Genomic DNA, 14,986 nt, shown 5'->3' on the forward strand with positions numbered 1-14,986 from the left:
TAATTTTATTTTATTGCTAATTTTTTAGTTTGCTTACACTAAAATGAATTGTCTGATTTAAATTAGAACTTCAAAAAGAATTGGTTAAAAAATCAATGAAAAATTAGGTAGCAAGCTAATAAAAAAATTATATTTTACAGATTTTGTCATTTCTTTAAAATTTTAAAAAATTTTCAAGCCTTTTAAAAAGGCTTGAATAGAGATTTTAAGATTACTCAACTTCAGCGTCGATTACATCGTCATCTTTTTTCTTTTTATCATTTGCTGTGTTTGGCTCATCTTTTTTATACATATTTTCAGCTAGTTTGTGAGAAACTTCACTTAAAGCTTTCATTTTGCTTTCAATCTCTTCTTTGCTTGCATTTTGATTTTTCAAAGTCTCACGCAAATCATCAAGAGCTTTTTGAATATTTTCTTTATCAGCAGCGGCAACTTTTTCACCCAACTCACTTAAAGATTTTTCTACTTGATGCGCCAAGCTATCAGCTGCATTTCTAGCATCTACAGCTTCTTTGCGTTTTTTGTCTTCTTCTTTGTGAAGTTCAGCATCTTTTACCATGTTATTAATCTCTTCCTCGCTAAGTCCGCTTGAACCTGTGATTTTGATCTCTTGAGCCTTACCTGTTGCTTTATCTTTTGCACTAACAGTTAAAATACCATTTGCATCGATATCAAAAGTAACTTCGATTTGTGGCATACCGCGTGGTGCTGGTGGAATTCCTTCAAGATTAAAATTTCCTAAAGATTTATTATCACGACTAAATTCTCTTTCCCCTTGTAAAACATTGATAGTTACAGCACTTTGATTATCTTCAGCGGTTGAGAAAACTTGCTCTTTTTTAGTTGGAATAGTTGTACCTTTTTCGATAATCTTAGTCATTACCCCGCCTAGAGTTTCTATACCCAAAGAGAGCGGAGTAACATCAAGTAAAAGCACATCTTTTACATCACCTTTTATAACCGCACCTTGAATCGCCGCACCGATAGCCACAACTTCATCAGGATTTACAGACTTATTAAGATCTTTATTAAAGGCTTTTTTCACTTCTTCTTGCACTAAAGGAACACGAGTAGAGCCCCCTACCATAACGATTTCTTTGATCTCATCTTTTTTAAGCCCTGCATCGCTTACTACTTCATTGATTTTAGTGATGGTTTCAGCCACTAAAGAATCAATCATACCTTCAAATTTAGCTCTAGTAAGTTTTTTAACCAAATGTTTTGGCCCACTTGCATCTGCTGTGATAAATGGTAAATTAATTTCAGTTTCATTAGCTGAGCTTAATTCTTTTTTAGCATTTTCTGCTGCTTCTTTCAAGCGTTGCAAAGCCATAACATCATTTTTAAGATCTATGCCTGTTTCATCTTTAAATTCATTAGCTAGAAAATCTATAAGTTTATTATCAAAATCATCACCACCTAAGAAAGCGTTACCACCTGTTGCTAAAACTTCTACTACATTATCGCCAGTTTCAAGCACAGTAACGTCAAAAGTTCCCCCACCTAGATCATAAACCACAATTTTTTCACTATCTTTTTTATCAAGTCCGTAAGCTAGAGCTGCTGAAGTAGGCTCATTGATAATTCTTAATACATTAAGTCCTGCTATCGTTCCCGCTTCTTTTGTCGCTTTTCTTTGTGCATCGTTAAAATAAGCAGGCACAGTAATCACCGCATCTACAACACTTTCACCCAAAAAAGCTTCTGCATCTTCTTTTAATTTCATCAAAACTTTTGCTGAAATTTCTTGTGGGGTGTAAATTTTACCTGCGATTTCTATTGCGCACGCACCATTTCTTTCGGTGATGTGGTAAGGAAGTCTATTTTTAGCTTCTTTAGCCGCATCTTCATTGATCATTAAACCCATAATTCTTTTGATAGAATAAATGGTTTTTTCAGGGTTGGTTACCGCTTGGCGTTTTGCACTATCGCCTACTAAAACTTCACCTTTATCTGTAAAAGCTACCACTGAAGGAGTTGTGTTTTTTCCTTCTTTGTTTGGGATTACTTTGCTCTCGCCGCGTTCATATACAGCAACACAAGAATTGGTTGTTCCTAAATCTATACCTATAACTTTACTCATTTTTTATCCTTTTATTAAAATTTATTTTGCTACACTAACTTTGGTTGGGCGGATCACGCGATCGGCTATTTTATAACCTTTTTGAAGCACTTGAACCACTTCACCACTTTGATGGTTTTCACTATCTACATGAAACATTGCTTCGTGTAAATTAGGATCAAACTCTTTTTCATCTTTGATAAGAGCCACCCCATGTTTTTCAAGTTTCTTAAGAAATAAATCTAAAGTATTTTGCACTCCTTCTTTGATTTTTAAGCTAATTTCATCTTGGCATTCGACATTAACAGCTGCTTCTAAAGCATCTAAAACATCAAGCAAATCCTTTGCAAAGCTTTCATTTGCATAAGCCATAGCACTTAGCTTTTCTTTTTCCATTCTTTTTTTAATATTTTCAAATTCAGCGTTTGCACGCATATATTTATCTTTTAATTCCTCTAATTCTTTTTGTAATTCATTTGTTTCGTTTTTTTCATTATCTTGCAAATCATCCTGTAAATTTTCAGAATTTTGTGCATTTTCATTTTCAATTTCTTGCTTTTGTTCGCTCATGCCGCCTCCTTTATGTATTGTAATATCTTTTTATAATCCGTATAAACACTACCTGCTAAGATAATATTTACATCTTCGCCCAAAAACTGCGCATCTACCTTAAGCCCCATAAAACCTTCTTTAAATAAAGGTTCAAATTCAAGACTTTCTTTAAAATGACGGTGAATTTGACAATCTAAGAGCTTAACAAATTCATCATTTTGATAAATTTGATAAGCTCTTTCTTCATTGCTTCTATAGCAAATCAAATTTTGTCTTAAGCTAGCTATTTTTTCTACAAGATCTATAAAATGAACTCTCAAAGCTATTTTTTCTATACTAGAAAGATCAAGCCCTATAAGACTTTGTAAAAAATTCCACGCTTCTTTTTCGTATTTTAAAACCAGCTCTTCATCTTCAAAATCAAGCACTATAAATTTAGTATTAAGATCTAGTACTTCTTTAAGTACTAAACTTCTACCTCCATAAACAAGACAATAAATTTCAAATTCTTTACTTAACTCTTTCAAAAAGCTTTCGTTTTTGATATGGATATTTTTATCTTGTTCTTTTTCCCAAAAACTTTGCCAATAATTTTGCATCGTTAAAATAGTAGGAATTCTACCACTACTTATATGAAGCTGAGTGATCAAACCCTCATCGCTAAGTCTTTTAAGATAAACGCGTATAGTCGAAGCAGGTATACAAAGGTTTGAATTTAATTCATTAGAACCAATAGGCGCATTATCCAAAAGATAAGTTTGGATAATAGACTCTAAAATCAAATCCTTTTTATCTCGACTTTTCATCATGTTTTCCTTTATATCTAGCACTCTATTTTTTGATTGCTAGATATATTATACAACATTGAGTGTTATTTTGTCAAGTATAAATATAAAAAAATATACTTAATTTTATTTAGTCTATATAACTAAAGTTTTATTAGTTACTTTTTTATAAGGATAGGATATATTTCAAGATTGGTAAACAGGGTGATAATTAGATAAGAAATTTTAAATAGATTCGATAATTTAACTTTTTTAAAAGCACAAGATGCTATAAACAAAAAACCAAAGAAGCCTTTACAAGCTCTTTGGCTTTTCTATCAAAGCTTAAAAACTACCATTAATGGAAATATATATTCTTCTTCCTTCTTCTATGCGATTGTAAGTATTGACCCAAGTAGTAGTACCGCTATTTTGATAAGATTCCCAACCATCTGTAAAACTTTTGTTAAAAAGATTATAAATAGCTGCGTTGATATTCCATTGCTTATTGATATCATAACGCACACCCATAGAAGCTAAAAAGATATCCTTATAATATTCCCTATTTATATTAGTATCACCCATATAGCGATCTATTTGCCATTCGCCTTTTATCCAAGGGGTAATTTTATTATAGAAGCTGTATTCAGTTTTCAACATAATATTATGTTTTAAACTATCCTGCTCAGGTTTACCTATCACACTTTTATCTTGTGCTTCTTTAACCTCACTATCAAGATAAGTATAAGCAAAATTTATATTTAAATTATCAAGAGGGCTTATCCCTGCTCCAAGCTCTACACCTTTGTACTCAACCTTACCATGATTGATCGCTCTAAAACATCTATCAGCATTACAAGTACCAATTCCTGGAATCATATTATTTTTGTCATATCTTTGGGTTGAAATTTTATCTTTAAAATTTGTTAAAAAACCTGTCGCAGAAACATAAAACAAATCATTATTGTAAATAGCTGCTATTTCATAATTTAAAGATGTCTCTTCTTTTAAATCAGGATTTCCATATATAGGAAATCTACCTTGACCACTATAATTATAAGCTCCATTTATCAAACGATTTGCATAAGGAGTCCTAAAACCCGTAGATACACCGCCTTTTAAAGTAAGTTCATCAGTAGGATTATAAACTAGATAAGCTCTTGGCGAAACATTGTTTCCAAAAATTTCATGATGATTATATCTTGCTCCAAAAGTAAGTCTTAAATCATCTTTTATACTATACTCATCCTCTGCAAAAATTGCCAATAAATACTGATCAAAATTAGTAGGATTAGCTATTTTATCTTGCATTTTTTCAAGCCTATATTCACCACCTGCGCTTAAAATATGATTCTGTCCTAAAGGAATGACAGATTTTGTATCTAAGATAATATCTTCTGCGACTATATCTCTATTTTCTCCCAAAAACGGCTGTGTAGCTTGCCCTACGACTTCACGGCCATCATTGCTTACCCTATTGTATTGCAAACCAGAAGTGATAGAAAAGTTTTCATAAACACCCTCATGGCTTAAATAAGTCACAAATTTATCAACTTCCATAATATCTGCATAACCACCCGTTAAGCTACCTTGTGTACTACCTGGACTTGTGATGGTTCCTAATTGACCTTGTTTATTATCATAATGATTTCTTGAAAAATCTATATCAAATATAAAGGTATTATAATCATTAGCCAAATAACTGACTCTTGTTCCTATGTTAAAATTATTTGCCTTTGTAGGACTTTGAGCTTGATCTCCTGGAACTCTTTGTCCACTTCCATTTGTAAATTCAACATTAGATTGCTGTCTGTAAAATTCTCTAAATCGAAGTGTTAGACCCAATTTGTCATTCATCAAAGGACCACTAGAATAAATACTCGTTCCATAAGTATTACCCCAATCTTTATTTTCATTTAAAAGAGCATCCAAACTTACAGAAGTTTCCCATTTATCACTTACTTTTTTGGTAATGATATTTACCACCCCGCCTAAAGCTTCAGAGCCATATAAAGTACTCATAGGACCTTTTATAACTTCTATCCTTTCTATACTAGAAATCGGAGGTAAGAAAGAATTTGAAATTTCATTAAAACCATTAGGGCCCACCTCTCCGCCAATACCCTGACGACGCCCATCAATCAAAACCAAAGTATATCCAGTAATACCCCTCATAGTGATATTATAAGAACCTGTTTTTCCCTTGCTAGCATATAAATCAACGCCTGGAATATCTGCGATAGCCTCTGCAACATCTCTATAAGGCTTACTTTGTAATTCTTTTTTACTAATAACATTGATAGTAGCAGGAGCTTCTTTAATATCTTGAGCAAATCCAGAAGCACTAATGATCGAACTGTCTAGCTCTACATTTTGCGATATAGCATTAGAAGCCAAAAGGCCAATGGCACAAACCGATAGACATAATTTCTTCATTTTTCTCCTTTTATTAAATATTAATTAGAAATCAGAATATTATGATAATAATTATTAATTTAAGATAAATTTTGTATCAATTGTGATAATTAGTATTAATTAAAAATTTATTTTTTCTTGCTATAATTCTTAAAAATATAAGTTTTTTTAGAGAAGTAAATAGCAAAAATTAAATATCTTTTAGATACAAGCTTGATTATTTGATTGTTATTTTTCTCTGTGAAATTTGTTTCAAAATTTATCTTTTTAAACAATTTATCATAGAATGTGTTTAAGAAATAAAGATATTTAAATCAAAAAATAAAATCATAACGGAGTAAAAGATGAAAACATTTATAAGCAATCATAAAAACCAATCTTCTTTTATCACTTTATTTGTTTTTACACCTTTATTTTTTGTTTTTCTTTATTCTAAAGATTTTTTACACATACAACCCAATGAAACTATTAAAGAAAATAAATTTAATATGGCAATCAAACATTTTGTACAAAATTCCTCCGATATGAAACCGACACAACCCACACAAACTATACAAGAACCTTCGAATGTGCAACCCAAAGAACCTGTGCAAGAAATAAAAAAAATAAAACCGAGAAAAGAAAAACCTATCGCTAAACCTAAAAAAATAATCCCTCCAGCAAATGCAAAGGCAATAAGTCAACCCAAAAAAGATACAAACATGCAGCAACAAACTCCACAAGCCAGCTCTTACCAAAGCGTATCTTTAACTAGTAATAGTGAGCTTTTAAAAGAAATAAAATCAGCAATCGATGAAGCCCTAATCTACCCTAGACAAGCTAGAAAAATGCGTATGAGTGGGGAGGTTCTTGTAGAATTTACCTGGACAAAAGAAAAGAAATTAGAAAATTTAAAAATACTTAAGCCTTCAAAATATGATTTTCTAAATAAAAGTGCTTTAGAAACTATACGCATAGCTTCTAAAAAATTTCCACAATATGAAAAAACTTTTCATATAAAAATACCATTGGTATATAAATTAAGCTAAATCTTTCACAATATACTCTATTTTTAATACAAATCACTCCAGCTTTGCTAACGCTTAGAAGTAGAAGCTTCCTAGCTAAAGCTAACTAGTATTAGCTAATTTAAAAGGCTTTGAGTTTATAGTCCTCAAGGCTAATTCCTAACCCAAACAACTTTAATCCACGCTTTAAGATATTATTTGCAGCATTAATATCTCTATGTAAAGTATTGCCACATTTTTCACAAAGATACACTCTATCTTTAAACATAAGATTTTTTTTGATATTTCCACATACACTACAAGTTTTGCTTGTATATTGTGGATTGACTTTTATAAAGAATTTGCCATTATGTTTTGCTTTATACTCTAGATATTGAGAGAATTGATAGAATGAAGTATTAAGAATAGATTTATTTAAACCACTTTTAGCTTTTATATTCTTTAATTTAGCTCTTTTACACATATTCTTAATTTGCAAATCTTCAACTGCTAGCAAGTCAAATTCTTGTATGAGTTTTGAAGTTATCTTGTGATAACTATCCTTTTTGATATTTGAACTTTTTTCATAGATTTTATTTAATTTTAATTGTGTTTTTTTGAAATTATGGCTTAACTTTGTTTTCTCCTTTTTTGTTTTTAATATTCTCCTGCTTTGTTTTCTTTGCAATCTTTTAATATTCAGCTCTACTAAGTAGCTTTGAGTTAGTAGCTATTAACTCTCCACTGCTTAAGGTAATCTCATTGATATTTAAATCAATGTCAACTGCTTTTTTAATATCAAAATCTTTGCTAGATATTAAAGAAACATTTGATTCATCATAAATGATACTAAAAGCTAAATAGTATTTATTGTGATTTTTGATAATAGTGATTTGATTAAACTTATAAGTATTTGGTAAATCTCTGTGATAACGCATTTTAAAAAATGTATTCATAAGTCTAAATATCTTAAACTTAGTAGTATCACTATCTTTGATTTTGTAGGCTTGATTATTCTAATTAAAGCTTTGCTTTGCAAATTTAGAGTTTTTAAATTTGGGAAAGCCTTTGTTTTTATCTCTAATTGCTTGCTCTAAGGCACGAGAAGATTAATCCTTGCTTGTTGGGTTCAACACTTTTATAGCTTAATTCTCTTGCTTTTATAAGGCTAGTTTTATTGATTATCTATCTTACTTGCCTTTAAATAACTCCTATCTTTTTTATCTAAATTCTTATTTTTATCCCACTTCTCTTGCTGTAAATTTAAACAAATATTATAGGCTTGATATAGATGAAACATTGATGATTAATAAGCTTTTGTTGTTCTTTGTTTAGGTAGAATTCTATATTTAAAACCTTTGGTTATTTGCATTGCTTTGTTCCATTAGGGCTTTTTTTCTTTTTGGTTATATATTTTTTCTTAGGGTAATTATCTTCTATGCCTTGATTTTCTGCATATTTTTTAAGAGTTTCTAGCATTATTCCGCATAGGTATTCTATAAAAATTACTGATTATGTCAAATACCTAACTAGAGCCGTACAACTAACACTGTAAGCAATTCATCTCCCACTTAAGAAGTGAGAGTTTTATTGAATAAAAAAAGATAAATTTAAAGCAAGTAATCTTTTTTTAGACAACACTAAACCTTACAGCAATATTTATTTCATCATAAACAACCCCCAACCCATAAAACCTCAATAAACACTATAAAATAAACTTGAGTGATTAAAAATCCAACCCAATTATTGAATAAACCCAACCTACATAATAAAATATAAACTAGACATATAAAGAACAATTGACACATAAAAATAGATTGAATAAATAAACCTATACAAGTAAACATAAAAGAATAATTGAGATATAAAAACATATAAACTAAACAACTCAAACAACCATTAAATTAACCCAAGCTAATTAAACCTATAAACATAAAAAATAATTAAATATAAAAACAACGATTGACATATAAAAACTAAGATTTTAAATCTATAAGAATAAGATAAAGAAGAATTAACAAGTCCGCAATGAGCTACTTTCCCCCTGCCAGTAAGGCGTAGTATCATCACCCACGATGTGCTTAGCTTCTTGGTTCGGGATGGAGCAAGGCGTTTCCACATCTGTATAATCACGGACATTGTTATTTAAATATTCTTTGAAAGATTGAATTTAAAAAATAAAGCTTAATCTTTTATTTCTTTACTTTTTTCTTTATTCTCTTTCTTCTTTTCTTATCTTTTATCTTTGATAAGTTTTTATATAGAATACTTAAAAAACAATGTTAAGAGCAAGTTCTAATACAAACTCTACTTGAAAGATTTCTATTAAACTCTAAATATTATCTATATTCAAAGTCTTCTTAAAAACCTTAACAAGGAAGTGATGCTTTATTAAAGATAAGCCAAACGCTCTATTAGTACTGGTCAGCTAAAGGACTTTCATCCATTACACACCCAGCCTATCAAACTAGTAGTCTTCTAGAGAGCTTAGAGAAGATTCATCTTAGAGTTGGCTTCACGCTTAGATGCTTTCAGCGTTTATCCTTTCCAAACTTAGCTACGCTGCGATGCTCTTGGCAGAACAACAGCTACACCAGTGGTTTGTTCAACCCGGTCCTCTCGTACTAGGGTCAAATCTCTTCAATCTTCTTACGCCCACGGCAGATAGGGACCGAACTGTCTCACGACGTTCTGAACCCAGCTCGCGTACCGCTTTAAATGGCGAACAGCCATACCCTTGGGACCTGCTCCAGCCCCAGGATGCGATGAGCCGACATCGAGGTGCCAAACCTCCCCGTCGATGTGAGCTCTTGGGGGAGATCAGCCTGTTATCCCCGGGGTACCTTTTATCCTTTGAGCGATGGCCCTTCCACACAGAACCACCGGATCACTAAGACCGACTTTCGTCTCTGCTTGACTTGTATGTCTTGCAGTTAAGCTGGCTTATACCTTTATACTCTACGAACGATTTCCAACCGTTCTGAGCCAACCTTTGTAAGCCTCCGTTATTATTTGGGAGGCGACCGCCCCAGTCAAACTACCCACCAGACATTGTCCCACTTGAGGATAACTCAAGCTGGTTAGCTACCCAAATAAGAAAGAGTGGTATCTCAACAATGGCTCATATACAACTGGCGTCATATACTCAAAGCCTCCCACCTATCCTGCACATTCTTATCCAAGTAGCAGTGTCAAGCTGTAGTAAAGGTCCACGGGGTCTTTCCGTCTTGCCGCGGGTAGGAGGAATTTTCACCTCCACTACAATTTCACTGGATCCCTCTTTGAGACAGCTCCCATCTCGTTACGCCATTCATGCAGGTCGGTATTTAACCGACAAGGAATTTCGCTACCTTAGGACCGTTATAGTTACGGCCGCCGTTTACTCGGGCTTCGATCAAGAGCTTCGCTAATGCTAACCCCATCAATTAACCTTCGAGCACCGGGCAGGCGTCACACCCTATACATCCTCTTACGAGTTAGCAGAGTGCTGTGTTTTTGGTAAACAGTCGGGAGGGACTCTTTGTTGTAAGTTTCCTTGCTTTCGGAGTAAATCCTAATACAAAGCTAACCACACCTTATACCGAAGATACGGTGCTATTTTGCAGAGTTCCTTAAAGAGAGTTCTTCCACGCGCCTTAGAATACTCATCCCACCCACCTGTGTCGGTTTACGGTACGGGCAACATTAGCTAAACTTAGAAACTTTTCTTGGCTCGACGGCATCAGGGGTTCTTCTATCCATCCGAAGACTTCAAAAAGCCTTTCAGTTCTCGGAGTATTGTTATACGGATTTGCCTGTATAACCTCCTACGACCTTAGACTAGCACTTCCATCCGCTAGCCCCCTTAGCCCTAAGCGTCCTTCCATCGCACACTAATGTTGGTATTGGAATATTAACCAATTTGCCATCGTCTACCCCTTTCGGACTCGACTTAGGACCCGACTAACCCTACGATGACGAGCATCGCGTAGGAAACCTTGGGTTTACGGCGTTAATGATTCTCACATTAATTATCGCTACTCATGCCTGCATGCTCACTTCTATTCGCTCCAGCACTCCTTACCGGTATACCTTCGACGCAAATAGAACGCTCTCCTACCACTTGCACACAACTTAAACTACTTAACTTTAGTCTAAGAATATTTTTACTGATTTTACTAAGTTTTATTTCTATCTTTACTCTATAAAAATCAGTAAAAATATAACTAAACATATAACTTAGTTTCTCATATTCTAAACTTAAATAATCTAAGTTGTGTGCAAGTCTACAGCTTCGGTACTTACTTTAGCCCCGTTATATTTTCCGCGCAAAATCACTAGACCAGTGAGCTATTACGCTTTCTTTAAAGGATGGCTGCTTCTAAGCCAACCTCCTGGTTGTTTAAGTAACTTCACATCGTTTTCCACTTAAGTAAGATTTAGGGACCTTAGCTGGTAGTCTGGGTTGTTTCCCTCTTGACGACGGATTTTATCACTCGCCGCCTGACTGCTGTGATTACATATAAGGTATTCGGAGTTTGATAGGGTTTGGTACATTGGTGTATGCCCTAGCCCATTCAGTGCTCTACCCCCTTATATTACGACACAACGCTATACCTAAATATATTTCGGAGAGAACCAGCTATCACGAAGTTTGATTGGCCTTTCACCCCTATCCACAAGTCATCCCGGGGCTTTTCAACGCCTATGGGTTCAGTCCTCCACTAGTTCTTACACTAGCTTCAACTTGCTCATGGATAGATCACTTCGTTTCGGGTCTGCAGCATCTGACTAAGCGCCCTATTCAGACTCGCTTTCGCTACGGCTTCGCGTTTGCTTAACCTTGCCAGACACCACAACTCGCAGGCTCATTATGCAAAAGGCAGTCCATCACCCTGTATTGCTACATAGGGCTCTGAATGATTGTAAGCAAATGGTTTCAGGTTCTATTTCACTCTGATCACCTCAGTTCTTTTCACCTTTCCCTCACGGTACTTGTGCACTATCGATCTGGTATTAGTATTTAGGGTTGGATCGTGGTCGACCCGGATTCAGACAGGATTCCTCGTGTCCCGCCCTACTCAGGATACTGCTAGCTAAGGTTTGTTTTTCGCATACGGGACTATCACCCTCTATGGTTATACTTTCCAGAATGTTCTGCTAAACTTACCTCTTGCACATTGCAGTCCTACAACCCCCAGTGCAAGCACTGGGTTTGCCCTCTTGCGCTTTCGCTCGCCGCTACTGACGCAATCTCTATTGATTTCTTTTCCTGAGGGTACTAAGATGTTTCAATTCCCCTCGTTCGCTCCTATATAGGTAATGTATATCTCTATACATTGGGTTGCCCCATTCGGAAATCTACGGATCAAAGCTTCTTGACAGCTCCCCGTAGCTTATCGCAGTCTAGTACGTCCTTCATCGCCTTTACCAGTCAAGGCATCCACCATTCGCTCTTAGTAGCTTACCTTTTTTACCTTTTATTATTGATTCTAAAACGCATCACTTCCTTGTTAAAGTTTTTATGATAAGACTTCTTTATCTTAAGACGGAAAGCATTCAAACACTTAATATAAAACTAAATGATTTAGTCTCAACTAAGCTGTGAGTTTGAAACTTGTCTTTAATTTATAATCCTTAAATCTAATATTCTCTTTATTCATAGAAGAGAAGACAGCTAAAAGTTAAGTTAAACTAAAGAAAAGATAAATAGGTTTTATCCTTTAACAAGTCCTGTAAAATTGTTTTTATTAAAACTTGCTTGTGACTCTTAACAATGATAATTAAAAGAACATTTAGGTTTAAAACCTAAAGGAAGTATATATATTAACATAATCATTATAAATATAAATGCATAATGTATATGCTACTTATATCTATTAAAGTATATTCTTTTATAGTTAAAGATAAAAATAAATCTAAGTATAGAGTTTATATTTTATATTTAATCTATTTTATATACTTGCTTTAGATTTTAAAGCTTCTTTATTCAAATCTTTTTTATGGTGGGCCTAACAAGACTTGAACTTGTGACCTCACCCTTATCAGGGGTGCACTCTAACCAGCTGAGCTATAGGCCCTTAATAAATGGTGGAGAATAGCGGGATCGAACCGCTGACCTCCTGCGTGCAAAGCAGGCGCTCTCCCAGCTGAGCTAATTCCCCATAAACAATTAGCTTTATCATCAATCTTTGAAATCTAAACAAGAATCAATTGAGTTTATATATTGAAGTAATAGTTGTGAGACTTATTACTTTGTACTCTAGAAAGGAGGTGATCCAACCGCAGGTTCTCCTACGGTTACCTTGTTACGACTTCACCCCAGTCGCTGATTCCACTGTGGACGGTAACTAGTTTAGTATTCCGGCTTCGAGTGAAATCAACTCCCATGGTGTGACGGGCGGTGAGTACAAGACCCGGGAACGTATTCACCGTAGCATGGCTGATCTACGATTACTAGCGATTCCGGCTTCATGCTCTCGAGTTGCAGAGAACAATCCGAACTGGGACATATTTTATAGATTTGCTCCACCTCGCGGTATTGCGTCTCATTGTATATGCCATTGTAGCACGTGTGTCGCCCTGGGCATAAGGGCCATGATGACTTGACGTCGTCCACACCTTCCTCCTCCTTACGAAGGCAGTCTATTTAGAGTGCTCGGCCGAACCGTTAGCAACTAAATACGTGGGTTGCGCTCGTTGCGGGACTTAACCCAACATCTCACGACACGAGCTGACGACAGCCGTGCAGCACCTGTCTCTAAGTTCTAGCAAGCTAGCACCCTCTTATCTCTAAAAGGTTCTTAGGATATCAAGCCCAGGTAAGGTTCTTCGCGTATCTTCGAATTAAACCACATGCTCCACCGCTTGTGCGGGTCCCCGTCTATTCCTTTGAGTTTTAATCTTGCGACCGTACTCCCCAGGCGGTACACTTAATGCGTTAGCTGCATTACTGAGATGACTAGCACCCCAACAACTAGTGTACATCGTTTAGGGCGTGGACTACCAGGGTATCTAATCCTGTTTGCTCCCCACGCTTTCGCGCCTTAGCGTCAGTTGAGTTCCAGCAGATCGCCTTCGCAATGGGTATTCTTGGTGATATCTACGGATTTTACCCCTACACCACCAATTCCATCTGCCTCTCCCTCACTCTAGACTATCAGTTTCCCAAGCAGTTTAATGGTTAAGCCATTAGATTTCACAAGAGACTTGATAATCCGCCTACGCGCCCTTTACGCCCAGTGATTCCGAGTAACGCTTGCACCCTCCGTATTACCGCGGCTGCTGGCACGGAGTTAGCCGGTGCTTATTCCTTAGGTACCGTCAGAATTCTTCCCTAAGAAAAGGAGTTTACGCTCCGAAAAGTGTCATCCTCCACGCGGCGTTGCTGCGTCAGGGTTTCCCCCATTGCGCAATATTCCCTACTGCTGCCTCCCGTAGGAGTCTGGACCGTGTCTCAGTTCCAGTGTGACTGATCATCCTCTCAGACCAGTTAAGCGTCATAGCCTTGGTAAGCCATTACCTTACCAACTAGCTGATACTATATAGTCTCATCCTACACCGAAAAACTTTCCCTACTCAACTTGTGTTAAGCAGGAGTATAGAGTATTAGCAGTCGTTTCCAACTGTTGTCCTCTTGTGTAGGGCAGATTAACTATACCTTACTCACCCGTGCGCCACTAATCCACTTCTAGCAAGCTAGAAGCTTCATCGTTCGACTTGCATGTATTAGGCACGCCGCCAGCGTTCACTCTGAGCCAGGATCAAACTCTCCATAAAAATTATAGATAGTTTAATCTTTTTCTTCAAAGAAAAAGTTATGAAAGATTAAAAGAAAAACTTTTAATCTTTTTAATTATTAGATTGAATAGATTTTACATAATTACTTATGCCTAAATCTTTCTGGCTCAATCGATCACTTATTTAGATTTCAAAGATTGACTAATAAGATTTGAATAACAATACTAAGTTAAAAGAACAAAACAAAAAATCATTTTTAAAAGAAAAGTTTTTAAATTAAAAAACAAGATTTATAAAAAAGCTTTTAGTTTATAAGACAAAAACCAAAAGAGTTAATTTATAAAATCTACTAAGCTAGTGAAACTTTATAATTTAAAAGATTTTAAGTCCTTTTTTCAAAAAAAGGAAATGAAAGTATAACCAATTAAACTTAAAAGGGGATTAAACAAAGGATTAAATAGTATAAATATTTGTGTAAGTATTTATAT

Annotated in this window: 7 protein-coding genes, 2 tRNA genes, 3 rRNA genes and 2 pseudogenes; 2 read left to right on the forward strand and 12 right to left on the reverse strand. The window is 35.0% G+C overall.

Going from position 1 to position 14,986, the window contains the following annotated elements; translation table 11 throughout:
• Nucleotides 1–56: 56 nt before the first annotated feature.
• Nucleotides 57–166 (forward strand): annotated as a pseudogene (locus tag AJ882_RS09695) (flagellar basal body protein FliL); the annotation flags it as partial.
• A gap of 45 nt (nucleotides 167–211) precedes the next feature.
• On the opposite strand, the gene dnaK reads toward AJ882_RS09695, so the two are convergent.
• From dnaK to cfrA, 4 genes are all read right to left on the reverse strand, one after another.
• Nucleotides 212–2,083: a molecular chaperone DnaK gene (gene dnaK / locus AJ882_RS01165; protein ID WP_002856760.1), complete on the reverse strand. Its 1,872-nt coding sequence runs from the start codon at nucleotides 2,081–2,083 to the stop codon at nucleotides 212–214.
• A 21-nt stretch (nucleotides 2,084–2,104) separates the two neighbouring features.
• On the reverse strand, nucleotides 2,105–2,632 hold the full coding sequence (gene grpE / locus AJ882_RS01170) for a nucleotide exchange factor GrpE (RefSeq protein WP_002867979.1): 528 nt from the start codon (nucleotides 2,630–2,632) through the stop codon (nucleotides 2,105–2,107).
• A complete protein-coding gene (locus AJ882_RS01175; RefSeq protein WP_011049776.1) occupies nucleotides 2,629–3,423 on the reverse strand; it encodes an HrcA family transcriptional regulator in 795 nt (264 codons plus the stop codon). The genes grpE and AJ882_RS01175 overlap by 4 nt, the downstream gene beginning before the upstream one ends.
• A 300-nt stretch (nucleotides 3,424–3,723) precedes the next feature.
• A complete protein-coding gene (cfrA, locus tag AJ882_RS01180) occupies nucleotides 3,724–5,814 on the reverse strand; it encodes a TonB-dependent ferric enterobactin receptor CfrA (protein WP_070279638.1) in 2,091 nt (696 codons plus the stop codon).
• Nucleotides 5,815–6,137: 323 nt separating this feature from the next.
• Here cfrA and AJ882_RS01185 point away from each other — a divergent pair, with 323 nt between their 5' ends.
• Nucleotides 6,138–6,821 (forward strand): energy transducer TonB, encoded by a 684-nt coding sequence (locus AJ882_RS01185; RefSeq protein WP_002859789.1) that lies wholly within the window; start codon nucleotides 6,138–6,140, stop codon nucleotides 6,819–6,821.
• A gap of 100 nt (nucleotides 6,822–6,921) precedes the next feature.
• Here the strand turns inward: AJ882_RS01185 and AJ882_RS01190 are convergent, their stop codons facing one another.
• The 8 genes and pseudogenes from AJ882_RS01190 to AJ882_RS01225 all read right to left on the reverse strand — a co-directional run bounded on the left by AJ882_RS01190 (nucleotide 6,922) and on the right by AJ882_RS01225 (nucleotide 14,537).
• Nucleotides 6,922–7,467, reverse strand: a complete 546-nt coding sequence (locus AJ882_RS01190) for an RNA-guided endonuclease InsQ/TnpB family protein (RefSeq protein WP_002874194.1) — start codon at nucleotides 7,465–7,467, stop codon at nucleotides 6,922–6,924.
• Between the two features lie 4 nt (nucleotides 7,468–7,471).
• On the reverse strand, nucleotides 7,472–7,735 hold the full coding sequence (locus AJ882_RS09520) for a hypothetical protein (RefSeq protein ID WP_002780047.1): 264 nt from the start codon (nucleotides 7,733–7,735) through the stop codon (nucleotides 7,472–7,474).
• 428 nt (nucleotides 7,736–8,163) lie between these two features.
• A pseudogene (locus tag AJ882_RS09145) lies at nucleotides 8,164–8,258 on the reverse strand (hypothetical protein).
• Nucleotides 8,259–8,799: 541 nt separating this feature from the next.
• A 5S ribosomal RNA gene (rrf, locus tag AJ882_RS01205) occupies nucleotides 8,800–8,916 on the reverse strand.
• 256 nt (nucleotides 8,917–9,172) lie between these two features.
• Nucleotides 9,173–12,228: ribosomal RNA gene (locus AJ882_RS01210) — 23S ribosomal RNA — on the reverse strand.
• Nucleotides 12,229–12,761: 533 nt separating this feature from the next.
• Nucleotides 12,762–12,838 (reverse strand) — tRNA-Ile (locus tag AJ882_RS01215).
• Between the two features lie 8 nt (nucleotides 12,839–12,846).
• Nucleotides 12,847–12,922 (reverse strand) — tRNA-Ala (locus tag AJ882_RS01220).
• Between the two features lie 102 nt (nucleotides 12,923–13,024).
• Nucleotides 13,025–14,537, reverse strand: a 16S ribosomal RNA gene (locus tag AJ882_RS01225).
• Together the 16S, 23S and 5S rRNA genes with 2 tRNA genes alongside form the textbook arrangement of a ribosomal RNA operon.
• Between the last annotated feature and the right edge of the window lie 449 nt (nucleotides 14,538–14,986).

Origin of the sequence: Campylobacter sp. BCW_6461 (assembly GCF_001762735.1) — a bacterium.
GTDB classification, from domain to species: domain Bacteria; phylum Campylobacterota; class Campylobacteria; order Campylobacterales; family Campylobacteraceae; genus Campylobacter_D; species Campylobacter_D jejuni.